General features: G+C 61.1%; 22 protein-coding genes and 2 tRNA genes. 6 read left to right on the forward strand and 18 right to left on the reverse strand.

Features of this window, described 5'->3' with window-relative positions:
* Positions 1-31: 31 nt before the first annotated feature.
* Positions 32-679 (forward strand): outer membrane protein, encoded by a 648-nt coding sequence (locus tag AC5J09_RS20820; RefSeq protein WP_494298391.1) that lies wholly within the window; start codon positions 32-34, stop codon positions 677-679.
* A 154-nt stretch (positions 680-833) separates the two neighbouring features.
* On the forward strand, positions 834-1,097 hold the full coding sequence (locus AC5J09_RS20825) for a hypothetical protein (protein ID WP_018095012.1): 264 nt from the start codon (positions 834-836) through the stop codon (positions 1,095-1,097).
* Between the two features lie 16 nt (positions 1,098-1,113).
* On the opposite strand, the gene AC5J09_RS20830 is transcribed toward AC5J09_RS20825, so the two are convergent.
* From AC5J09_RS20830 to AC5J09_RS20875, 10 genes are all read right to left on the reverse strand, one after another.
* Positions 1,114-1,971, reverse strand: a complete 858-nt coding sequence (locus AC5J09_RS20830) for a PCC domain-containing protein (RefSeq protein WP_494298392.1) — start codon at positions 1,969-1,971, stop codon at positions 1,114-1,116.
* Positions 1,968-2,729: an SDR family NAD(P)-dependent oxidoreductase gene (locus tag AC5J09_RS20835; RefSeq protein WP_494298393.1), complete on the reverse strand. Its 762-nt coding sequence runs from the start codon at positions 2,727-2,729 to the stop codon at positions 1,968-1,970. The genes AC5J09_RS20830 and AC5J09_RS20835 overlap by 4 nt, the downstream gene beginning before the upstream one ends.
* Complete coding sequence (locus AC5J09_RS20840; protein WP_494298394.1) at positions 2,726-4,375, reverse strand: acyl-CoA synthetase; 1,650 nt, start codon at positions 4,373-4,375, stop codon at positions 2,726-2,728. The genes AC5J09_RS20835 and AC5J09_RS20840 overlap by 4 nt, the downstream gene beginning before the upstream one ends.
* A complete protein-coding gene (locus AC5J09_RS20845; RefSeq protein ID WP_494298395.1) occupies positions 4,372-5,541 on the reverse strand; it encodes an acetyl-CoA acetyltransferase in 1,170 nt (389 codons plus the stop codon). Before AC5J09_RS20845 ends, AC5J09_RS20840 begins: the two co-directional genes overlap by 4 nt.
* The gene (locus AC5J09_RS20850; protein WP_275597889.1) at positions 5,538-6,386 is read right to left on the reverse strand and encodes an IclR family transcriptional regulator; all 849 of its coding nucleotides are present in this window, start codon (positions 6,384-6,386) and stop codon (positions 5,538-5,540) included. The genes AC5J09_RS20845 and AC5J09_RS20850 overlap by 4 nt, the downstream gene beginning before the upstream one ends.
* Before the next feature lie 3 nt (positions 6,387-6,389).
* A complete protein-coding gene (locus tag AC5J09_RS20855; protein ID WP_275597888.1) occupies positions 6,390-7,193 on the reverse strand; it encodes an SDR family NAD(P)-dependent oxidoreductase in 804 nt (267 codons plus the stop codon).
* Positions 7,194-7,301: 108 nt separating this feature from the next.
* On the reverse strand, positions 7,302-8,312 hold the full coding sequence (locus AC5J09_RS20860; RefSeq protein ID WP_127709972.1) for a TRAP transporter substrate-binding protein: 1,011 nt from the start codon (positions 8,310-8,312) through the stop codon (positions 7,302-7,304).
* A gap of 48 nt (positions 8,313-8,360) precedes the next feature.
* Entirely contained in the window at positions 8,361-10,229 is a 1,869-nt protein-coding gene (locus AC5J09_RS20865; RefSeq protein WP_018095020.1) for a TRAP transporter large permease, read from the reverse strand.
* Between the two features lie 423 nt (positions 10,230-10,652).
* A complete protein-coding gene (locus AC5J09_RS20870; RefSeq protein WP_494298396.1) occupies positions 10,653-11,528 on the reverse strand; it encodes an MBL fold metallo-hydrolase in 876 nt (291 codons plus the stop codon).
* Positions 11,515-13,014 (reverse strand): aminotransferase class V-fold PLP-dependent enzyme, encoded by a 1,500-nt coding sequence (locus AC5J09_RS20875; protein ID WP_494298929.1) that lies wholly within the window; start codon positions 13,012-13,014, stop codon positions 11,515-11,517. Before AC5J09_RS20875 ends, AC5J09_RS20870 begins: the two co-directional genes overlap by 14 nt.
* A 99-nt stretch (positions 13,015-13,113) precedes the next feature.
* Here AC5J09_RS20875 and AC5J09_RS20880 point away from each other — a divergent pair, with 99 nt between their 5' ends.
* Positions 13,114-13,596, forward strand: coding sequence for an Lrp/AsnC family transcriptional regulator (locus tag AC5J09_RS20880; protein ID WP_018095023.1), 483 nt, complete (start codon positions 13,114-13,116; stop codon positions 13,594-13,596).
* A gap of 181 nt (positions 13,597-13,777) precedes the next feature.
* The gene (locus AC5J09_RS20885) at positions 13,778-14,944 is read left to right on the forward strand and encodes a choline transporter (RefSeq protein WP_018095024.1); all 1,167 of its coding nucleotides are present in this window, start codon (positions 13,778-13,780) and stop codon (positions 14,942-14,944) included.
* A gap of 546 nt (positions 14,945-15,490) precedes the next feature.
* On the opposite strand, the gene AC5J09_RS20890 is transcribed toward AC5J09_RS20885, so the two are convergent.
* Complete coding sequence (locus AC5J09_RS20890) at positions 15,491-15,931, reverse strand: YybH family protein (RefSeq protein WP_018095025.1); 441 nt, start codon at positions 15,929-15,931, stop codon at positions 15,491-15,493.
* A 187-nt stretch (positions 15,932-16,118) separates the two neighbouring features.
* The gene (locus AC5J09_RS20895; RefSeq protein ID WP_018095026.1) at positions 16,119-16,283 is read right to left on the reverse strand and encodes a hypothetical protein; all 165 of its coding nucleotides are present in this window, start codon (positions 16,281-16,283) and stop codon (positions 16,119-16,121) included.
* A gap of 95 nt (positions 16,284-16,378) precedes the next feature.
* Here AC5J09_RS20895 and AC5J09_RS20900 point away from each other — a divergent pair, with 95 nt between their 5' ends.
* Positions 16,379-17,173, forward strand: a complete 795-nt coding sequence (locus AC5J09_RS20900; protein ID WP_494298930.1) for a class I SAM-dependent methyltransferase — start codon at positions 16,379-16,381, stop codon at positions 17,171-17,173.
* 171 nt (positions 17,174-17,344) lie between these two features.
* On the opposite strand, the gene AC5J09_RS20905 is transcribed toward AC5J09_RS20900, so the two are convergent.
* The 6 genes from AC5J09_RS20905 to AC5J09_RS20930 all read right to left on the reverse strand — a co-directional run bounded on the left by AC5J09_RS20905 (position 17,345) and on the right by AC5J09_RS20930 (position 20,631).
* Positions 17,345-18,589: a calcium-binding protein gene (locus AC5J09_RS20905; protein ID WP_494298397.1), complete on the reverse strand. Its 1,245-nt coding sequence runs from the start codon at positions 18,587-18,589 to the stop codon at positions 17,345-17,347.
* Between the two features lie 363 nt (positions 18,590-18,952).
* Positions 18,953-19,029: transfer RNA gene (locus AC5J09_RS20910), tRNA-Arg, on the reverse strand.
* Between the two features lie 17 nt (positions 19,030-19,046).
* Positions 19,047-19,352, reverse strand: a complete 306-nt coding sequence (locus AC5J09_RS20915) for an ETC complex I subunit (RefSeq protein ID WP_003530925.1) — start codon at positions 19,350-19,352, stop codon at positions 19,047-19,049.
* 52 nt (positions 19,353-19,404) lie between these two features.
* Positions 19,405-19,481 (reverse strand) — tRNA-Pro (locus tag AC5J09_RS20920).
* A gap of 80 nt (positions 19,482-19,561) precedes the next feature.
* On the reverse strand, positions 19,562-20,053 hold the full coding sequence (locus tag AC5J09_RS20925) for a DUF192 domain-containing protein (RefSeq protein ID WP_494298398.1): 492 nt from the start codon (positions 20,051-20,053) through the stop codon (positions 19,562-19,564).
* Complete coding sequence (locus tag AC5J09_RS20930) at positions 20,053-20,631, reverse strand: cold-shock protein (protein WP_003530922.1); 579 nt, start codon at positions 20,629-20,631, stop codon at positions 20,053-20,055. Before AC5J09_RS20930 ends, AC5J09_RS20925 begins: the two co-directional genes overlap by 1 nt.
* A 196-nt stretch (positions 20,632-20,827) precedes the next feature.
* On the opposite strand from AC5J09_RS20930, the gene AC5J09_RS20935 reads away from it, so the two are divergent.
* Positions 20,828-21,268 (forward strand): VOC family protein, encoded by a 441-nt coding sequence (locus AC5J09_RS20935; protein WP_494298399.1) that lies wholly within the window; start codon positions 20,828-20,830, stop codon positions 21,266-21,268.
* The last annotated feature ends 338 nt before the right edge of the window (positions 21,269-21,606 follow it).

Raw genomic sequence — 21,606 nt, forward strand, 5'->3', positions numbered from 1 at the left:
ATCTCTGCCGCAACAACAGGAGGCATCTGTGATGATCAGAAATGTGCTTGTTGCAGTCTTCGGGGCTTCGCTGCTCGGGGGAGCGGCCCATGCAGCCGATTTGGCACAGGCACCGGAGCCGGCGCCGACGGTCGAGGCGGTATCCAGCTTCGTATGGACGGGCGGTTATCTCGGCCTGCAGGGCGGGGGTGGCTGGTTGAACAGCGACCTCAGCGTCCCGGGCGGCAGCGCCTCCGAAAAATTCAGCGGCGGCCTCTTCGGCGCCTTCGCCGGCTACAACTATCAGCATGGCGACTGGGTCGTCGGCGTCGAGGGCGATGTCAGCTACAACTGGAACGATGAGACCGTCACCGTCTTCGGGTCCAACAACGAAACCGGGACGGATGTTTCCGGATCCGTGCGCGCCCGCCTCGGCTACACCGTAAACGACCGGACGCTGATTTACGGCACTGGCGGTTGGGCTGTAACGCGCGGCTTCGTCGATGTCGCCGGCGCGTCCAAGGAAAAGGAAACCTTCAACGGCTGGACCATCGGCGCAGGCGTCGACTACGGCTTCACCGACAGCGTCTTCGGACGCGCGGAATATCGTTACAACGATTTCGGAGACAAGGATGTGGGCGGCGTCGATGTCGACCTCGACCAACACCAGTTTACCGTCGGCGTCGGCGTGAAATTCTGATCGCCGCAGGAGTTTCGATCAATGACCCGGCAATCGCCGGGTTTTTTCTGAAGGCATATCGGCTCCGCCATGAGGACGCAGCAGGCATCAGGAGACGGGTTGCGGAACCGGGACGGGATGTAACCGCGCACGCCGAAACATACGGGGAGGAAGGATGGGAAGATTTCTGGAGTTCTTGGGCGGTGCGATCGTCATCGGAACGCTGGTTTTGCTGGCGATGACACTGGTTCCCTCTCCCGACGTGAGAACCCTCGTCGCCGTCCTCCCCTGGGCCTTTCCGGCGATTGCCGGCGGCCTCCTCCTCGTCGCCTTCGGCGCGATGCTCGACCACCTTGCCGCCATACGCTCGGCGGCAGACCGGCAGGCCGATATTTTCCAGCAATTGCTCGAGCGGCGAAACACAGCGAAGAAGGAGTGAGGCTCGCCCTCGACCGTCACTCTTCGACGATCAGCACCTCGAACGTTATGCAAACGGCGTCAACGCCGTAGGCTATCTCACCCTCGAAAATGGTGCATTCCGTATCGACGATCGCGATGTCGAGCTTCGCTTTGGCCTGTCCGCTCCGCTCGGGTGAAAGCGTCCCCTTGCGAATGAGCAATTCCGAAGCGGCCGATTCCATGACCTGGCCGTCGGCGAACGTGCAGCCGACGAGGCTGCCGATGCCGTGCAACGTCGCCCGTTCGATTCCGTGCTCGGCTGCCGTGCGCTCGATCGCCGAATGGATCGGTTCGTTCGGCTTCAACCGGCAGAGAACGGCGCGCCGCGGAGTGATGGCCGGTGCGGCGGCATGAGGCACAGGCGTGAACAGACGGAATCGGGTCTCGCTGTCCTCCAGCTGATCCATGATGGCGCCCGACAGTATCCAGGCTTCCGCCTCCACCGGTTCGGCGAATTGCGAATCCTTCGGCATCACGTGCCCGGCCGCGCGGAAACCGTCCTCGTGCCGCCAGACACCATGGCCGTGCAGGAACGGCTCCCCGTCGCGCCGGCCGAATGTCATGACCAGATCTTCGATGGGCGCGCGGCCATTAGGCGCATGTATGTCGCTGTACCAGGCGGCATGAAGACCGTCATGCGAGAGAGTCGGTGCGACATAGGCAAGCGGCGCAAACGCACCGCCCCTGACCTCTACGATCGCGCTGTCGCAGCCTTTTTCAGCGAGCGCCTCCTGGACGGCTTCGAGCACGCTCCGGCCCGGTTTGAAGGTCAATCGCGTCTTCTCGGCGTGGCACCCGAGAGAGATCACCCTCGGCGTGAACGGCACGCCGGGTTGGCGGAGGCTCCGCATCATCGTCCTTTCAAAGCCAGACCGGCGTTGACGAATCCTCCATCGACCGCCAGCACCTGGCCGTTGATATAGCTCGCCTCCTCCGAGATCAGGAACGCCGCGCTGGCCGCGACTTCGCCCGAAGAACCGTAGCGGCGCTGGGGGATGCGCTCGTGCCATTGCGCACGCACGTCATCCGTATGGACGGCACGCGACAAAGGCGTGTCGATGGCGCCGGGAGCGATGGCATTGACGCGAATTCCATCCTGTCCGAGCTCGGTCGCGAGAATGTAGGTGAGCAGATTGACCGCGCCTTTGGAGGCGCCGTAGGCGGCGCGTCCCTTGTTGCCGACAAGACCCGATACGGAGGAGATGTTGACGATTGCACCGGGCGTGGCCGTCGCCAGCCAATGACGCGCCGCCTCACGGCAGACGATGAACGTGCCGGTCAGATTGACGTCCAGAATGCGGCGGAAATCGTCGACGCTGGTCTCGACGGCAGGCCTGTCGATCGCGATGCCCGCCGAATTGATGACCGCCCGCAGCGGTGCCCTCGCCGCCGCGGTCTCGATGGCCGATGCGACCTCCTTTTCATCCGTGACGCTGCAGGCGATTGCCTGCGCGGGATCGATCGGGATCGCGCGACATGCGTCCGCCAGCGCATCGGCATTGCGATCCACCAGATAGACCCTCCAGCCGCGATCGTTGAGAAGTCTCGCTATTTCGAGGCCGATACCGGATGCTCCTCCCGTGACGAGTACGGATTTCATTCCATCGCTCATGGGGCAGCACTCCTGCGGTCCCCGATGCCAACGAAACCGATGTCCAGTTCGCCGCGCCGTTCGAGTTCCTCGCGGATCAGCTTCTTGGTGATCTTGCCATAGGCCGATTTTGGCATTTCGGACCAGAACACGATCTTCTTCGGAAGCTTGTAGCGGGCAATCTTCCCGTCCAGCCATTCCCTCAGAGCCGCCGCGTCGACTGACGCAGCGTCACGTGCGACGCAAACCGCGATGCCGACCTCTCCCCAGACCGGATCGGGAACGCCGACGATCGCCGCCTCGCTGATATCCGGATGCATCAGGAGCTTTTCCTCGATCTCGCGCGGATAGACGTTGGACCCGCCCGAAATGAACATGTCGGAGGCGCGGCCGGTGATGTAAAGGAAGCCTTGCGCATCGACATGGCCAAGGTCGCCGGTACGAAACCAGCCGTTGCGAAACGCTTTGGCGTTGGCTTCGGGGTTCCGATAGTAGCCGGCAAAAACCGCCGGGCCGATCACGCAGATCTCGCCGGTCGCGCCCGCCGGGACTTCGTTGCCGTCGTCGTCCTGGATCTGCAGCTGCATGCCCGTCCGCTCGAAACCGCAGGTGCCGATACGCGCATCCGGGCCATCCTCCGCGCTGTGGAAGGCGGGAGGCAGGACGGTGATCGCTCCCGTCACTTCGCCGAGCCCGAAATACTGCACCAGGACGGCGCCGAGCTTTTCCAGCGCCTTTTTCTGATCGGCACGGTACATCGGCGCACCGGCATAGATGACATAGCGCAGCGACGAGTGGTCGTACCGGTCGACGGACGGATCCTCGATGAGCAGCTTTACGATAGTCGGTACGGCGAAGAGGTTGTTGACCCTCCATTTTTCGACGAGGGCCCAGAACTGCGGTATATCGAGCTTCTCGGACGGCAAGAGGATCGTGGTTGCGCCCCTTGCGACCTGGCACAGCTGATGGATGCCGGCGCCGTGCGACAGCGGCGCAACGACGATCGACCGGTCGCGATGGGTCGTAGCCGGAAAGAGATCGCCGATATGGTTGTTGATGACGAAGGCCATTTGCCCGTGCGTCAGCACGGCAGCCTTGGGTCGGCCGGTGGTGCCGGACGTATAGAAATACCAGCATGGATCATCGCGATCGACGGCAACGGGCGAAATCGACTTTCCAAGATTGCGCGCAACGATCGCGTCATAGTCTTCGCCGACCCGTGACGCGCCGATCGGGATGCATGATCCGATCTGCTCGCCCGCAGCCCGACATGCTTCGGCATGGGCCTCGAAGGCGGCCTGAAATATCACCAGCCTGGCACCGCTCGATTGAGCCAGATAGGCGACCTCCTCCGGCAGTTGGCGGAAATTCGTCGGAACCCAGACCGCACCTGCTCTGAACGCCGCAAACATGGACTCGAACATCTGGTTGCAGTTGGCGGAGTGGACGAGAATCCGGTCTCCTTTGCGCACGCCGAACTCATGGACGAGCGCATATGCCATGGCGTCGACCCGCGCCTCCAGCTCGTTCCAGCGCCACCGGTGATCGCCGTGAACGAGGGCGATCTCGTCCGGATTCCGTCTCGCTGCCTGCGAAAGGAAATTGCCGAGGTTCATGACTCGCGTCGAAACGGGGGTGACGCCGCCGTGGGGTTCGTTGCTCGTCATTTCGCCCGTTCCAGGATGGAGACATAGTTTGCGACGGCAGCGCCGCCCATGTTGAAGATGCCGGCGAGACCGGCGCCGGGGATCTGCATTTCGCCCGCCTCCTCCATAAGCTGCATGGCGGAGATGACGTGCATCGAGACCCCCGTCGCGCCGATCGGATGACCCTTGGATTTCAAGCCGCCGGAGGGGTTGACCGGCAGGCTTCCGCTCCTGGTGGTGGTTCCGTCGCGGATCGCACGGTAGCCTTCGCCGGGTGCGGTCAGGCCCATCGCCTCGTATTCGATCATCTCGGCTATGGTGAAGCAGTCATGCGTCTCGACGAAGGAGAGATCGTCCAGCGTGGCGCCGGCCATGGAAAGTGCCGCTTTCCAGGCTCGCCGTGGGCCGTCGAAATCCAGCATGTCCCGGCGGCTGAGCGCAAACACGTCGTTGACGTGGCTGCGGGCCCGGAAGGCGATTGCCCGCTGCAGCGTCGCAGCCGTGTCCGCGTCGGCGAGCACGAGGGCGGCCGCCCCGTCCGAGACGAGCGAGCAGTCGGTGCGGCGCAACGGGGTCGCGACGATCGGATTCTTCTCCGAAACGGTGTTGCAGAACGCGAAACCGAAATCCCTTCGCATATGGGCGTAAGGGTTGGCTACGCCGTTTTCGTGGTTCTTGGCCGCGATCATCGCAAGTTCCTCGGAACGGTCGCCGTAACGCTGGAAGTAATGCTGTGCTATGCGGCCGAAGACGCCGGCAAAGCCCCCTTCCACGTCGCCTTCCTCTTTCCGGTAGCTGCCGCCCAGAAGGATATCGCCGACTGCTGCCGTCGGAACGGCGGTCATCTTCTCGGCACCGATGACGAGCGCGATGCGGCCGCGGCCGGCCTCGATGAAGTCCATCGCCGTATAGATCGCCGCCGAGCCTGTCGCGCACGCATTTTCAAGCCGCACGGACGGGACGTGAGCAAGCGCCTCGTCGGTCATGCCGACAAGTGCGGCCTGAAACTCCTGCTTCGAGAAGCCGCCATTCATGACTCCGACAAAGATGCCGTCGACATCCGAGGCGGCAAGACCGGCATGTGCAAGTGCCGGCGCTGCGACCGCGGCCATCAGCGCCTCTGTGTCCGCGTAGTCGGTCTTGCCGAACTGGGAATGGGCCCAGCCTACGATCTGCGCCTTGGTCATCTGGACAATCTCCTTTTGAGAGGTCTTGCAATGGAGGCTATGTGTCGCGTCCCGCGGTCACGGAACTGCTCGGCGAGCTTGCTCTCGATGCGTGACGCTTCCTGCCTGAGAAGAGCTGCCAATTCGCTCTGCCGCGGCTCCTGCATGCGGCTGTCGATGGCGGCAATGCTGATGGCCCCGGCGACGCCGCCGCCGGGATAGCGGATTGCGACGCCCACACCCCAGGAGTTGGTGAGGATAAGGCCGGGATTGACCGCATAGCCCTGAGCGCGGGCAAGCTCGACGCGGCGGCGCAGTTCGTCCGGCCCAAGCATCGGAAACTGCTCCTCGAGCACGGCGGCATTCTGGTCCAGAACGGACGAAACCTCCTCGTCCGAAAGAGCCGCCAGCATGGCCAGAGAGCCGGCGCCGACGCCCAGCGGGTGCACGAAGCCCGCCTGGAGTGCGTGGGTGCGGATCGGAAAGCTCCCCTCCTCCCGGTGGAGACAGACCGACGACGCTCCGCGGCGTACGGAGAGAAAGCAGGAGTCGCTGGTCTTCTGCGCCAGGCGATGCAGGCTTTCCGTCGACAGGCGCAGGAGCCCGTGCCGGCTCGATGCGAGGGTGCCGAGCACATAGGCTTCTTCACCGACATAATAGCGCCGGTCGCGGTCGTCCTGCTCCAGGAGGCCGGCCCTGATCAGGGCAAGCAGGAGGCGGCGAACCGTTGGTTTGTTGAGGCCGCTCTGCTCCACGACGGCGCTCAGAGACATGCCGTCCATCTGGCGGCCGACCAGCGACAGGAGCTTGGCCGCACGATCGACGCTTTGCGAACCGGTCATGTCCCTGTCGGCCGCATCGCCCATGTTTCAGTGTACCCCCATGATCGTGCAGCTCTGGCCGCCATCGACCGGCAGACAAACGCCGGTAATGAATTTCGCTTCGTCGGAGGCAAGGAAAAGCGCTGCATTGGCGACATCCCAGGCATCGCCCATACGCCCGCCCGGAAGCGCCGCGTTGCGGGCTGCCACCATTTCCTCGGCGGAGGCGTATTGCGAGGAGATCTGCTTGTAGATCAGAGGCGTGTCGATCAGGCCGGGGACGACACAGTTCGCGCGGATTCCGTGCGGCGCATATTGAGCCGCGATCGCGACCGTCGCCTGGTTGACCGCCGCCTTCGTCGCGTAATAGGCGAAGTAGGGATAGCCGGTCCACCGGATGCCTGCGAGCGACGAGATGTTGACGACGGCGCCACCGCCGGCTTCGATCATATGCGGGATGACAGCCTTGGCGGTGCGGAACACCGAGCCGAGATTGAGATCCACGGATTGCTGGAACTGCGCTTCCGACAACTCGACCGGTCCGCCCATATGCGTGACGCCGACATTGTTGTGCAGAATGGAAATGGTACCGAATGCCTGCCGTGCGGCCGCCACGGCCGCTTCGACAGATGCGAGAGCGGTGACGTCTGCGGCGACGGCTAGGGCCTGGCCGCCTTCCGCCGCGATGATTGCCGCCGTTTCCTCGGCTGCCTCCCTGTCGACGTCGACACAGACAACCTTGGCGCCCTCACGCGCATAAAGCACGGCGGCAGCCTTGCCGTTGCCCCAGCCGGGGCCGGAGGAACCCGCACCGAAGACGATTGCCGATTTTCCCTTGAGACGGTCTGCCAATTCGAAACCTCGGAAGGCGCCACGCGCTCGTGGAAGAACGCGCCGCGTCGCTGCATCGGTCGGCGAACGTCCGGGTGAACGGCCGCCCGCCTTGTCGTGCTCAGGTGGTCAGCCGAGGCTGGTGCCTACGGCCTTTTCGAGGATGGCCCAGGCGTCGTCGCCGAATTTTCCCTTCCATTCGGCGTAGAAACCCGCCGATCTCAGCGTCTCCCGGAAAGCTGCCTTGTCCGGGTCGGTGAACGTCATGCCACTCTGGGTGAGCTGCTCGCGTACCGTGTCGTTCACCTTGGCGGTATCGGTGCGCTGTGCGATGGCCGACTCGTTGAGATGTTTGGCCGCAATCTCCCTTATGTCTTCCGGCAGTGTTTCCCAGGCCTGCTTGTTCGCCAGCATCCAGAAACCGTCCCACATATGGTTGGTCATGGCGCAATGTTTCTGCACCTCGTAGAGCTTGGCGGTCGAGGCGATTGCCAGCGGGTTTTCCTGGCCGTCCACGGTGCCGGTGCTGAGCGCCGTGTAGACTTCCGCGAAATTGATCGTGGTCGGTGCAGCCCCGAAGGCGGTGAACATGGATTGCCAGAGCGGGCTCGGCGGAACGCGGATCTTGAACCCCTTGAGGTCCTCCGGGGTGTTGATCGGCTTGGTCGAACTGGTGATCTGGCGAAAGCCGTTGTCCCAGATCTTCTCCATGGGCACGAGGCCCTTCTTCTCGATTTCGCCGCGCGCATAGGCGCCCAGCTCTCCGTCCATCGCCTTCCAGACGGTGTCGTAGTCGGGGAAGGCAAAGCCGATGCCGCTGATGGCGGCGTTGGGCACCAGGGTCGAGAGGATCAGCGGCGAGAGCGAGAAGAACTCGGTTGCGCCGTTACGAAGCTGCGAAAGCGTTTCGGTGTCGTTGCCGAGCTGGCTGCTCGGGAAGATGTTGATCTTCAGGCGGCCGCCCGTCTCCTCCAGGATCTTGTCGGCGGCTTCCTTCAGGCGAATGTTGAGCGGATGGGTGACCGGCAGGTTGTTTGCCAGCTTATAGGTGAAGTCCGCGGCATGGGCCCTGGTGCGGATCGAAGCCCCAAGCGCAACTGCTCCAGTACCGAGCAGCATCGTTCTACGGGTTATTTTCATCGCTCTGTTCTCCTCCTGATCGTCGATGATGAATATGGGATGGCGGGCTCACAGCAATGCGAGCGAGAACCAGGGCACGGCGGCGATCAACAAGAGGCCAAGCACCATCGCGCCGATATAGGGCCAGATCGCTCCCATGGCTTCGTCGGGCGAAACGTTGCCGATCTTGCAGGCGATGTAGAAGCCGATGCCGATCGGCGGTGCCATCAGTCCGACGTTCATCGCGGTGACGATGACCATGGAATAGTGGACGTCATGGATCCCCATCGCACGCGCGATCGGAAACATGATCGGCGCCAGGAGCACGATCGCAGGGAGGCCTTCGAGCACGCAGCCGAGCAGCATGAACAGGGCGATCGAGACCAGCATGAAGGTGAACCATCCACCCGGCAGGCCGCTCATCATATCGGTGAGCTCGAAGGCGAACCCGGTCTGGGTGAGCGCCCAGGCCATCGCCGCGGCGGTACCGAGGATCAGGAGGATCGCACCGCTCATCGCGGCGGTCTCGACCAGCATCCTGTAGGTCCGGCGCATGCCGATGCCGCCATAAAGGACAGTGCCGATGATGAAGGCGTAGACGACCGCGATGGTGGAGACCTCAGTCGCGGTCGCCGCGCCGCTCGCGACCGCGCTGCGGATGATGAACGGCAGTACCAGGGCCGGCGCCGCGATCAGCGCCGTGCCGCCGATGTGTTTCAGCGACGGGCGCACGACGCCGTCGACATTTTCTCGGGCGGCCTTGATGCGTGCAAGCGCGGCAAGCGCGACCAGCAACACGAGAGCGATGGCAAAACCGCTGGTAAACAGAGCGGCGATCGAAACGCCGGCCACCGAGCCGAGAACGATCAGCACGATGCTCGGCGGTACGGTGTCGGCCATGGCGGCCCCGGTCGCGAGCAGCGCTATCATCTCCTTCGGCTTGTGACCCCGGCGCTTCATTTCCGGAAACAGCGCCGGGGCAACCGTCGCCATGTCCGAGACTTTCGACCCGGAAATGCCGGACACGAGAAAGAGCGAGCCCAACAGAACGTAGGACATGCCGGCCTTGACGTGGCCGAGCATGGAGGCGAGGAAATCTACGATCGCCTTGCCCATTCCGGTCGCGTCCAGAATGCAGCCGAGAAGCACGAAGACCGGGACCGACAGCAGAATGAGGCTGGACATCCCCTCGTCCATGCGGCCGATCATGACGACCAGCGGCATCGACGTCGTGAAGGCGAGAAACAGAAGCGTCGCGATGCCGAAGCAGAAGGCGATCGGAACGCCCATCGCGAGGCAGATGGCAGCACCGCCGACGAGAAAGATCAGAATGTTGCCGTTGCCGAACGAGCTGAGTGCAGGCGTCAGCAACCAGAGCACCAAAGCGACCGCGAGCACGACTGCCACGGCCAGCACCACGTCGAACGGCTTGGCGGTTCTGATCAGTTGAGCGACGGCCAGCAGCACCATCAGGACCATGCCGACTGCAATGGCCGCGGCACGATAGCCCGCCGGGATGTTCAAGGCCGACGAAGTGATGTCCATTTCGCCAGCGGCATAGGTGTAAGCTGCCGGCAGCAGGACGAGAAGGAACGCCATGATGGCGACCATGCCGAGCGTTTCGGTGAACTGCCGGGCCCTTTCGCCGAGGGCATTGAGAAGAATGGTCAGCCGCAGATGCTCGCAACGGTCGATCGCAATCGCCGAACCGAGCATGGCCAGCCACAGGAAGGCGATGGATGCGGCTTCATCGATCCAGACGATCGGTCTCGACAGGCCGTAGCGAAAGGCTACGCCGGAGAGCAGCATGGCGATGATCGCCACAAGCAGAGCGGCGGACAGCGCTTCGACGGGGCGCATCAGCCGCGAACCCGGCCGGGCCTCCATCGTCTCGGCGAGCACGGCGAATTCGGACACGCCCTCCGTCGTGGTGGTCATCGGCTTCCTCCCTTACGAACCGTTCGATCGCCTTGCGCGCCAGCCGCGCGAATCGCGGCGGGATGAACGACGTCAAAGCTCCTCCCGGAGGTGTCGTCCGAAGAAAATGGGTGCATCGGATCGACATTCCAGATCGTCCGTCGCCCTCCAAAGCAAACGTTCGATCAGGTCCATTTTGTAGGTGAAAGGAAATCATCAAGCAACACGCTGAACTAAACCGTTGAATATGAGAGATATTCCTCGTTCAGTGAGGTCCATAATGTGAACCTCATCGTGTCGTCGCGGAACAAGCGTAAGCCCCGTGGTCGCCTGGTGCGAATCGCCTCGCCACCGCATTTGCACGGATCGAGCACCCGCGCGTGGAGCCCTGCCGCGGGTCCTCTTCGCCCGGTTTGCGGCGGACGAAGGCCGTCCCTGTCCTCGTCATTCCCAGACGGCACCGGGAAAGGCGTTCAGCGGTATCTTGAGGTAGCGGCGGCCATTATCCTCTGCGACCGGCAGTTCTCCGCCGCGAATATTGACCTGCAGGGCATGCAGAATCAGCTTGGGCATCGGTAAGGTCCTGTCGCGCGCCTCCCGCAGATTGACGAAATCCGCCCGTGTTTTTCCGGCGACATGCGTATTATTGGCTTTCTGTTCCGCCACCGTACTTTCCCACAGAGCTTCACGGCCGCCTGGCCGATAGTCATGTCCGGTGAAGAGGCGGGTCTTGCCCGGAAGGGCAAGAATGGCCTCGATCGAGTTCCACAGGCTCTCGGCGCTGCCGCCGGGAAAATCCGCGCGGGCGGACCCGCTGTCAGGCATGAACAACGTGTCGTGAATGAAGGCCGCATCGCCGATGATGTAGCTGATCGACGCCAGCGTATGCCCAGGCGAGTGCAGTACGCGGGCTTCGAGATTCCCCAGATTGAACATATCGCCGTCGCGAAACAGCCGATCCCATTGCGAACCGTCACAAACGAAATCCGGCCAATTGTAGATCTGTTTCCAGATCTGCTGCACGCTTTTCACGTGCTCGCCGATGGCAGTGGGCGCCCCCGTTCGATCCTTGAGGTAGCGTGCCGCCGAGAAATGATCCGCATGCGGATGGGTGTCCAGTATCCATTCGACACTCAAACCCTGCTTGGCCACATGATCGAGAATGGCGTCGGCGTTCGTCGTCGCGGTGGAACCCGATTTCTGATCGAAGTCGAGCACCGGATCGATGATCGCGCATTTTCCCGTTTCGGGGTCGGCCACGACATACTGAATGCTGCACGTGGCCGCGTCGTAAAAGGCGGCTACATCAGGCCTGTGCATGTGCCCTTCCCTTCTCGGCCGCTACACGAGGGAAGAATATCGCACGTGCCGGATCGAAGTCGTAATCCCGTTCGAACGCGGGAGCGTCGGCAGCCAGTTTCGCGACGGAATCGAGGATGAATTTCACCTTTTCGTCCGAGAGCAGAACGCTGAAGTTCAGCCGCGTGAAGCCGGGCTTCTTTATTTCGTCGCCGGCGAGAATGGCTTGGCGCATCTGCTCTGACTGCTGCGCATCGATCGACAGCAGCCTGTGAACATAGGGCCCGGCGCAGGCGCAACCGCCACGGGCCTGAATGCCGAACCGGTCGCTCAGCATGCGAGTAACGAGTTGCTGGTGCATATACCCCCCTTTGCCGTCGCGGATGCGGAAGGAAAAAATCGGTAGCCGGTCCAGCGCGGGAAGACCAAGTATCTCCAATTGTGGGACATCCTTCCATGCGGAAAAGGCACGAACTGTAAGCTGGCGATTGCGCCGCGCCATTTCCTCCAATCCGATGGCGTGCTTGACGACAAAGGCGAGGGCCGCCCGGATGTCGCCGACGACGTTCGGTGTCCCCGCCTCTTCGCGGGCTTCGAGGCTGTCGCTGTAGTCGTGCGTCTCCGGCGAGACGAATTTCACCGTCCCGCCGCCCGGCCAGGAAGGTTTGCTCGTGGCCAGACCGTCGCGCCGAACGATCAAAATGCCGGAAGCGCCCGGGCCGCCAATGAACTTGTGCGGCGAGAGAACGATGGCGTCGATCTCCGCAGAACCGCTCGGCGACACCGAAATTGGTACATAGGGCCCGGCACCTGCATAATCCCAGATCATCTTGGCCCCGGCCGATTTCACCAAGTCGGTAATCGCGGCGACGTCGCTGGTGATTCCCGTGATGTTCGAGGCCGCGGACAATGTACAGATGGTCAGGTCGCAAGATCCGCTTCGCAGAGCCTGATCCAGAAGGAAAAGGTCCGGGCCGCCCTCGGGCGATTCGGTCAGCTCGACGATTTCCGCACCGCTTTCGCGCCAGGGAAGTATGTTGGAGTGGTGCTCATACGGACCGATGATGACCCGCACGGTCTTCCCTGCCGTGATCGCTTCGGTGACGCCGAACAGTTTGACGAGGCGGTTCAGCCCCGAAGTCGCCCCGGATCCGGTAAAGATGACCGCATGTCTCTCGTCCGCTCCGCAGCACTCGGCGATCAACGCCCGCGCCTCCCTTCGCATGCGGGTCATGAACCCGCCGCAGTAGGAAGCCTCGGTATGGCTATTGGCGTAAAATGGCAGGACTTCCTCGAGGATGAAGCGTTCAACCGTTCCAAGCGCCCGTCCGGATGCAACATAGTCGGCATAGATCAGGTTCCTGATGCCGTAGGGGCCTTCGATCCGCGACGTGGCCCCGACCAGATCATCCCGCAGGAAGTCTATAAGATCGCCGCGGTCCAGCCCTCGGCGAAACCGCTCGAGAGGCGTGACGTCATCTTTCGGCTCATGGCGGACAGCTTGCACGATCACCTCCCGAGGCTTGAATGTTGACATCGATTGTATTCTGCCGCACCGTCGAAATGTTCACCTATTTTCTGCAGTTCCTCCCGGATTTTGTGTCACATGATCGAGTCTCAAGCCAAAGTCGATGGATTCGATCTGAAGATCCTCGCGGCTCTGCAAAAGGATTCGAACCTCTCGCAGCGCGAGCTGGCGGAGAAGGTAGGGCTGTCGCAAAATGCCTGTTGGCGCCGTCTTCAGCGGCTTCACTCGATCGGAATGATCCGCGGGTCCCATAGCGATATAGATATCGGCGCGTTGGGCCTCGATCTCATCGTGTTCGTGATGATTCGCACCCGACATCACTCCAAGGAGTGGAGCGACGGCTTCAGGGCACATGTCGAGAGACTTCCCGAAGTGATCGACTTTTACCGCATCGGCGGAGAATGGGACTACCTGATCAAAGTCGTCACCAGAGGCATGTCCGGCTATGACGCCTTTTATCAGAAGCTCATCACCAATTTCGACCTCGCCACGGTGACGGGCTTTTTTTCGATGGAAGCGATCATCAACAACCGTCCTGTGGATTTGACACGTCTCCGGTGAGCCTCTCGAATTGCGGACTTTCAGGGCCATTTTTGATCGCTTGCGGCTCGAAACGGCCACGGTGCGCGTCGTTCACGATTAGCGCCGCGTCGTTCGTGGACATTTGAAACCGCCATGCTTGTGGCCTCATGCCGCTCCCGCCGATCGGATGCGGCGGGACGACAAGAGGGGGAGATCTGCCGTGAGCTACATCATCAGCACCGCCTATGCGGCGGTCCTTCTCAGCGCCGTCTTCGTGATCGTCCGCTGGGGCAATGTCTACTGCCGCGGGCAAACTCCCGTCGGCATATACACCTTCGTGGCGCTGCTGTTCACGGCTGGTCTCGATATGGGCCTGGTCATGCTCCCCCTGACCGAGTTTCCCGCCTATGCGGCCGATAGCGCCTATGGCTTCACCAATCCGCTCGCCATCGAGTTCGGCATGTGGGGACCATTGGTCTGGATGATGTACTTCCTCTCGGCCTTCTATTTCGTGGTGCTCGAACCGCGACTCAAGATCTTCGAGATCGCGGCCGTCAAATGGGTCTACAATCTCACGGTCATCGCGACATGCGCGTTCACCTGCTATCTCTTCCTCACGGCCTTGCCGAGCTATATCGAGGGGATCTCGATGCCGGCGCGCTGGGCTATCGTCGTCGCCGTCATCGCGGCGTCCGTCTATTCCAGCAGCAACGTCAATTTCATGAAGTGGCTGGCGGTCACCTCGACATGGATGTTCGTGACCCTGGCTCTCGCGGCCCTTTTGGCAGCCGCCTTTTTCTACAGCAATACAGGCCTCAGCGGGCTCGTATCGAATGTGGGCCTGCTGTCGGACTATTTTGCCAACTTGAACCGCTTCGTCAGTCCGATCACAGAATATCACGAGTTCTACCTCTTCTGGTGGTTCTCCTGGAGCATCATGATCGGCCAGTTCGTTTCCATGTTCGTCGGAGGGCTGAGGACATGGCGGCTGGCGGTTGCAATGGTCCTCCTGCCTTCGATCCCCTTGGCAGTGTGGTTCGCGGTGCTTTACATCTATTTCCAGCAGCAGATCGTCATTCCGACCTGGTTGAACTGGTTCATGGTCACGGTCGGCATCATCTTCGTCGTGAATTCGCTCGACTCCCTGATCCGTCTCTACGGACTTAATCTCGGCTGGACGAAGTCGCGGCTCGGCGCGAGAGCATACTATCCGCTGCACTTCCTTCTTCAGCTCGGCCTGGTAATGGCCTACCAGTTCACGCCGTTCAGGATCGAATGGGTGGGCGTGATCGTGATCGGCATTTACGCGGCGATCTATGCGCTCATTTTGCGCCACCACGTTCATGTTCGGGCGGCATTGCACGAGGCGCGGAGCGCGGCAGCCTAAGGCTAGGGCACTGCCAGGAGAGATTTGCTCGGCCGTGCTTTCGCGCAACTGCTGGAAGAGCGTCAGGTACCCAACTGCGGCGACCAGGCGGAGATACTGAAAAAACTGCAGCTGCATTCCTGAATGCCGCGGGTGGCACGATCGGCCGGACGGAACGCAGCCGTCCGGAGCATTCGCGGGAAAACTGTGTGCCGTCCGGTGTCGAGATGCCCGGTTGCGCGGGAACAGGCCTGATTCAAATAAAATTAACCGTGACAGGCATCGGTGACCTTCTTCGTCGATGTTTGCCCCGGTTTGCTCGCATTCAGCTTGCCATGATGGGGGATGGATAAAGCGGGACTCGCCTTTCTGGTGCTCATACTCGTGCTCATCTCTATCGTGATGAGCATACTTGCCGTCGAGCGGGAACCGGAGGCGCCGCCCACCGAGTCGATCATCGCCCCGGCGGTCGGAACCCGTCGTGGCTGCCGGCGGCCCGAAAGAAGCCGAAGGCCATTTGCAAGATAGTTCACTATCCCTCTTGGCTTCCCGGGAGACGTGGATCTGTCAGTTGAAGGTGTGCACTCTGAGTTTCAGGCTGCCGTCTGCCTGTTTCTCAAAGACATGGGTTGCCACCCCAGCCCATGGCTGATCGGCACCTTTGGCGTCTTTGCCCTTGGCCGACCATTTCGCTGTGCCGATCAGCAGGTTGCCCTCGCCTTGTGCCTCGATCAATTCAAGCTTGTGACCCGTCACGCCCATGCCGAAGATTCCGCCAAAAAATTTCTCGACGCCGGCGGGCCCCTTGATCACGTCATGGGTGGCAGGCAAGAAAATAGCGTCGTCCGTGTAGAACGCCGCGATGGCTTTTGCGTCCGCATTGTTGAATGCTGCGTCCCACGCCGAGTAGGCGGCCTTTACGTCGTCGCCGGGGTCGGCCTTGGCAGAGGCGAGCGAAAAGAGGCAAATGCCCAACGCGACGAACATGGCAGTCAGAAGTCTAGCCATGGCATCCTCCCAAAAGGATGGCGGCATGGAATGTAGATGCCGTCTTACAAAGAATACGCTCCGATTGCCGGGGTGTTAACCCACCCATTCGGGTAGCGATGATTGGCCTGATTTCGAAGCAGGGTCGCCGGGCCGTCGGCTTCCTTGTGACCGGATGAGGTCGAAGCCTGCCCCAACGAAGAGCCACTTATGGCATGCTCGGCGGCGCGATGAATTGGTAGTACGCCCACACCAGGACCAGCCCGGCTATAACGGCAAGCCAGGTAAGCGCCTTTCGCCGCACTGGAGCGACCGCTCTCGGCTGCGGCTTCGATTTCCGGCGCTCAAATTTGATGATCTTGTCGTCGCTCATTTGGTCCTCTTCTCAGCGGTGGACGTAGTATCATACTGTTGCCGGCTCTCTCGAAACAAACATGGACAAATCGTATCCCCAAAAAGGAGCACAGCGTGACCCAGTTATCGGAGGCGGACGTTGCGGCCCGATGGAACGACAATGCCGATCAATGGGCACATGATGTTCGACAGGGTTACGATACCTATCGAGACCTATTCACGCTCCCGGCATTCCTGGACTTCCTTCCCTCAATAAGCGGCTTGGACGTGATCGACTTCGGCTGCGGCGAAGCTTCCAATACGAGACGGTTCGCCGCAATGGGCGCTCGCATGACCGGCATCGATCTTTCGGAGCAGATGATCCACCATGCTCGCGCTATTGAAGAGCAGCAGCCGCTCGGCATCCACTACGCGATTAAATCTTATAGCCAGAACACCGGTTTCGAGGATGCCTCCTTCGATGCCGTCGTCTCAACCATGGCATTGATGGATGGGCCGGACTTCCCAGCCGCCATGCGGGAGGCATTCAGGTTGCTGCGCCCCGGTGGGTTTATCGCCTTCAGCATCCTGCACCCCTGCTTCATTACTCCCGGCTTGCGATGGCAGAAGGAGGGCGACGGGAGGACGACGGGGCTGGTGGTGTCGCGCTATTTCGACCGAACCGATTTCGTCGAAAAATGGCGCTTTGGCGACCGTCCGAGCAACGATGACGTCGTGCCGTTTGAGGTGCCACGCTTTCCCCGCACGATCGGCGAATATCTCAACGGCGTCGCTGATGCCGGGTTTCGTATCGTCGAAGTCCGCGAGCCGCAGCCGACGGCTGAGGCATGCGAACTCGCACCTCGTTTCATCAGATGGCGCGATCTGGCCGCATTCCTGCTCATGATTCGGGCCGAACATAGTGCGTGACAGGTCACGCGCCCTTGCAATCGGACGGACCGTTAGAGAGCCCAACTATCCAGCCATTCTCGTTGCCGTAAACGAATTTCGGCGGGGACCCTTTGTCAATGCTTGAGAAATCCGGGATGCGTCACAGACGGGATCGAAAGAGGGCCGCTTTGGCGGCACCGCTTTGAGTGCTTACGCGAAGATGAAGTCTGCCCTCGAGAAACTGGTAGCGGTGATAGCGCCGTTCTGATCGTCAACGAGAATTGAAAACTCGCGTCCACCGGAATCAAAGCCCTTCAGCAGCACGTCACCGCCAGCGGTATCGTACGCGTAGATCGTACCTGCCGCGCCAGTATTGGAGTACAATTTAACCCCAAGCTTCTCGATGACAAACATGTCGAGACCGTCCTGAAAGTCCATCACCGAATCCCGATCAGTCAGTACCGTCGGCCCACGAAAGACAAAGCGGTCGGCGTCGGCTCCGCCCCAGAGTACGTCCCTTCCCCCATCGCCAGAGATTGTGTCTTCGCCAGCGTCGCCATAGAGGGTGTCATTTCCCGCCCCGCCGACCAGGCGATCATGACCGTTGCCGCCACTCAGATCATCGTCGCCGGCGCCGCCTGTGAGAATGTCATCTCCGTCATCCCCGAACGCCCGATCGTTGCCCGCCCCCACGGAAATTCTGTCATTGCCTTTACCGCCATACGCCTCATCGGTCCCCCCTTCCGAATCCAACACGTCATCGCCGTCGCCGCCGTCCAGGTAATTGTCACCGTTACCGCCATCGACGATGTCGTTTCCGCTCCCGCCGAACATACGGTCGTTCCCCGACTGGCCCTTAAGGGCGTCATCGCCGCCTTCGCCATGGATTAAATCATTGCCTGCGCCGCCGCTGACCGCCTGCTGCGTCAATTTCCCAGTTGCAGGGTTCACGCGGTTATTGAAGCCGTCATTTCCCGCGCCAGCGAAGATGACGTCGTCACCATCACCAGCATCGATATACTCTTCGCCATTGCCACCGTAGATTACATCGTTACCACGGCCACCCAAAAAGTGGTCATGGCCTTCACCGCCATGCAACGTGTCGTCGCCATCTCCACCATCGGCAATGTCGTTTCCTCGTCCGCCAAAGAACGTGTCGTTCCCAGCCCCACCTTTGAATCGATCGTGGCCATCGCCACCTTCGGCATAGTCATTCCCGGCACCGCCCTCGATATAGTCGTTGCCATCGCCACCGTAGAGTTTATCGTCGCCGAGACCGCCGTAGAGATAGTCGTTGCCGGCGCCGCCCTCGACATTATCGTTGCCATCGCCACCATAGAGCTTGTCATCGCCCTGCCCGCCGTAGAGATAATCGTCGCCTGCATAACCCCAAATCTCGTTGTTGCCAAAAAGACCACGGATGATGTCGGCCAAGCTTGTTCCGCGTAAAAGCATTCTATCCCCTCCGGGTGGGCGACGGCAGAGCGCTCATGACGTGAGTAAGCATAGCGCTACCTGCCAAGTTTCTAAGGCCTCAAACCGAAAGAGACTATTCGGGCGGATGGACTAGACCACTTGGTTGATATGGCCAGTCCTGATTTGCGGACAGAGTCCTATAGCCGCCGACGAGAGCGCAACGGCCCATGAGTTGATGGCGATGTAAGGCTGGGCTCGACTCGCAATGGCCGAGATCTACACGAAAGAAGCGGAAAAAAAGCGCCAAGGCAGCCTCGGAACGCCTTGTGAACAGAATGTAGGTCGCACCTATGACCCCGACCGGTCGCACCTGAACTAGAATCAATGACTTAGAGGGTGGTTTGGCGACCCCTGCAGGACTCGAACCTGCGACAACCTGCTTAGAAGGCAGGTGCTCTATCCAGCTGAGCTAAGGGGCCGTCTCAGCACGTGAGCCTCAATGGGTCCAGGGCTGCATCCGGTTGAAACGGAAATTGTCCGAATAGGAAACATTCTTGCGAGCCGCATCCTTGGGCGCGATCACGCGATACTCGATGCCATTGCGCTCGGCATAGGCGATCGCCTGCTCAGCACTCTCGAAGGTCAGGCGAACCTGCTGCCGGGTGTCGGCGGAACTCGTGTAGCCCATGATCGGGTCGATCGTGCGCGGTCTTTCCTGATCGAACTCCAGCACCCACAGATGCGTCTTGGCCTTGCCGGACTGCATTGCTGTCTTTGCGGGGCGATAGATCTTCGCGGACATTGTTCTTAACAGCTCCCGTTGACCAAGAGATCAATGTTTTCACGTGATTGGATGGTCGGAGTGGAGAGATTCGAACTCCCGACCCTCTGGTCCCAAACCAGATGCGCTACCAGACTGCGCTACACTCCGCACCACGAAGGCGGAGATACACGCTTCGCCCTGCGGCTGCAACAGCAAATTTCGAGGCTGGCGCGGAGCCGGCGGATGCTTCAGTTCGCACGCTCCGCGGCCGGAAGTCCCGCGCCTTCGAGCCTATCCCCGGGGCTGATGCCGAGTCGCTTCACGGTTCCGGCGTTAAGCTCGAGCACGTAGGCCACCGGTTCCCTGGAATCGATAATGGCTTCGGAATGCGGAACCGCGTTCTCGTGGATGGTACGGATGATGCCGTCACGCGCGATGAAGAGCATGTCGAGCGGCAGATAGGTGTTCTTCATCCACATCATCACCGGCCGCGTCTCGCCGAAATCGAACAGCATGCCGTGATCCGGCGCCATCTGCCGGCGATACATCAGCCCCTGCTCCCGCTGATCCGGCTGGGTCGCGAGCTCGACGGTAAGGTCGTGCGTGCGTCCGCTCGCCGTTATCAGCCGCACCCGCTCCTTTGCAAAGGAAACCTCGGCCATGGCCGAGGCGACGAGCAGCGACAACAAAAAAAGCGCCGTCAGGGCGCTTCTTGCAGCTATGCCGACGACTCCGGGCATCAGTGCGACCGCGTGGTCGGCGTCGGCCCGTCGGGATGGATTTCCGCAGCCATCAGGCCCTTTTCTCCGTCCCCGAAGCGGCAGAGCACCACTTGGCCGGGCCTCAGCTCCGTCAGGCCAAAGCGGCGCAGCGTTTCCATATGCACGAAAATGTCTTCGGTGCCCTCCCCGCGCGTCAGGAAGCCGAATCCCTTGGTTCGGTTGAACCACTTCACGAGCACACGTTCGAGGCCGCTCGTCGGTGTGACTTGAACATGCGTTCTGACCGGTGGCAGCTGGGAGGGGTGAACGGCCGTCGATTGGTCCATAGAGAGGATGCGGAAGGCCTGGTAGCCACGATCCCGCTTCTGAATGAGAGCGACGACCCGGGCACCTTCCAGAACGGTCTGATATCCGTCGCGTCTGAGGCAGGTCACATGCAGCAAAACGTCCTGCATGCCGTTGTCCGGAACGATGAAGCCGAATCCCTTGGCAACGTCGAACCACTTTATGACCCCGGTAATTTCGATGAGATCAAGGGCGTCGTTACCGAATTCGCCATTATGGATGACGTCTTTCGAAGATGTCCTGTCAGCCATTCTCGCAGCCCCTCGTTACGCGCAACACTTCGATACGGTTAACTGATTCTTATGGGCCAGAATAACATCGTCCCGCTGCGCGTGTGCAAGCCCCTCGACATATTTTGACCTGAGACGTTTATAGGCATGCAGCCTTGCGTCTGGCTTGCCGTCGCCTCACTATACGCCATCTTCCACGAAACAGGGACATTCTCCAATGCGGTATCTGCATACGATGGTTCGCGTCAAAGACCTCGACCAGGCTCTTCATTTCTATTGCAAGCTTTTCGGGCTCCAGGAGATTCGCCGATACGACAACGAGAAAGGCCGCTTCACGCTCGTTTTTCTCGCGGCGCCCGGCGATCTCGACCGCGCCAAGGGGGGAGCCGCGCCCTGCCTGGAGCTCACCTATAATTGGGATTCCGAGGAATATGCCGGCGGGCGGAATTTCGGCCACCTCGCCTATGAGGTCGACGACATCTACGCGTTCTGCAGGGATCTGATGGACAACGGCGTTACGATCAATCGCCCGCCGCGCGACGGCCACATGGCCTTCGTCCGGTCGCCGGACGGCATCTCGATCGAGATCCTGCAGAAAGGCGAACACCTGCCGGCTCAGGAACCCTGGGCTTCCATGGCCAATACGGGTGTCTGGTAAGCCTCGCGCAATTGCCACCGGCTAATCGTCAGCCGTCGCCGGCCCTGCCGAGCGGCGCGGCACCGGCCGGCGCAAGAGGATCAATAGAACAGCGGATGATCTTCAGGCCCGGCTTATTGCCGGGCTTTCGCTTATATTTTGCGAAGCTGAAATAGGTTGGTGCAGGTTTACAAAACACGCGGCGTTCATTACCTTGCCGCGCAGACGTTGAAACGGGGCTCTGCTTCGTCGTCACTTGCGGGGATAGCCCTATACTTGCCTGACCTTTCCCGTGGGGAGCCTAGCGCCCTCCGCGTGAAATTGTTGTGCCGTTCCGGAGCGTATCCGGAATCGGAACG

The sequence above is a fragment of the Sinorhizobium sp. genome, from assembly GCF_059070375.1.

Coding starts and splice junctions, on each gene's coding strand:
- AC5J09_RS20820 (WP_494298391.1), top strand. CDS start 32: ATGATCAGAAATGTGCTTGTTGCAGTCTTCGGGGCTTCGCTGCTCGGG.
- AC5J09_RS20825 (WP_018095012.1), top strand. CDS start 834: ATGGGAAGATTTCTGGAGTTCTTGGGCGGTGCGATCGTCATCGGAACG.
- AC5J09_RS20830 (WP_494298392.1), bottom strand. CDS start 1,971: ATGATGCGGAGCCTCCGCCAACCCGGCGTGCCGTTCACGCCGAGGGTG.
- AC5J09_RS20835 (WP_494298393.1), bottom strand. CDS start 2,729: ATGAGCGATGGAATGAAATCCGTACTCGTCACGGGAGGAGCATCCGGT.
- AC5J09_RS20840 (WP_494298394.1), bottom strand. CDS start 4,375: ATGACGAGCAACGAACCCCACGGCGGCGTCACCCCCGTTTCGACGCGA.
- AC5J09_RS20845 (WP_494298395.1), bottom strand. CDS start 5,541: ATGACCAAGGCGCAGATCGTAGGCTGGGCCCATTCCCAGTTCGGCAAG.
- AC5J09_RS20850 (WP_275597889.1), bottom strand. CDS start 6,386: ATGGGCGATGCGGCCGACAGGGACATGACCGGTTCGCAAAGCGTCGAT.
- AC5J09_RS20860 (WP_127709972.1), bottom strand. CDS start 8,312: ATGAAAATAACCCGTAGAACGATGCTGCTCGGTACTGGAGCAGTTGCG.
- AC5J09_RS20865 (WP_018095020.1), bottom strand. CDS start 10,229: ATGACCACCACGACGGAGGGCGTGTCCGAATTCGCCGTGCTCGCCGAG.
- AC5J09_RS20870 (WP_494298396.1), bottom strand. CDS start 11,528: ATGCACAGGCCTGATGTAGCCGCCTTTTACGACGCGGCCACGTGCAGC.
- AC5J09_RS20880 (WP_018095023.1), top strand. CDS start 13,114: ATGATCGAGTCTCAAGCCAAAGTCGATGGATTCGATCTGAAGATCCTC.
- AC5J09_RS20890 (WP_018095025.1), bottom strand. CDS start 15,931: ATGGCTAGACTTCTGACTGCCATGTTCGTCGCGTTGGGCATTTGCCTC.
- AC5J09_RS20895 (WP_018095026.1), bottom strand. CDS start 16,283: ATGAGCGACGACAAGATCATCAAATTTGAGCGCCGGAAATCGAAGCCG.
- AC5J09_RS20905 (WP_494298397.1), bottom strand. CDS start 18,589: ATGCTTTTACGCGGAACAAGCTTGGCCGACATCATCCGTGGTCTTTTT.
- AC5J09_RS20915 (WP_003530925.1), bottom strand. CDS start 19,352: ATGTCCGCGAAGATCTATCGCCCCGCAAAGACAGCAATGCAGTCCGGC.
- AC5J09_RS20925 (WP_494298398.1), bottom strand. CDS start 20,053: ATGCCCGGAGTCGTCGGCATAGCTGCAAGAAGCGCCCTGACGGCGCTT.
- AC5J09_RS20930 (WP_003530922.1), bottom strand. CDS start 20,631: ATGGCTGACAGGACATCTTCGAAAGACGTCATCCATAATGGCGAATTC.
- AC5J09_RS20935 (WP_494298399.1), top strand. CDS start 20,828: ATGCGGTATCTGCATACGATGGTTCGCGTCAAAGACCTCGACCAGGCT.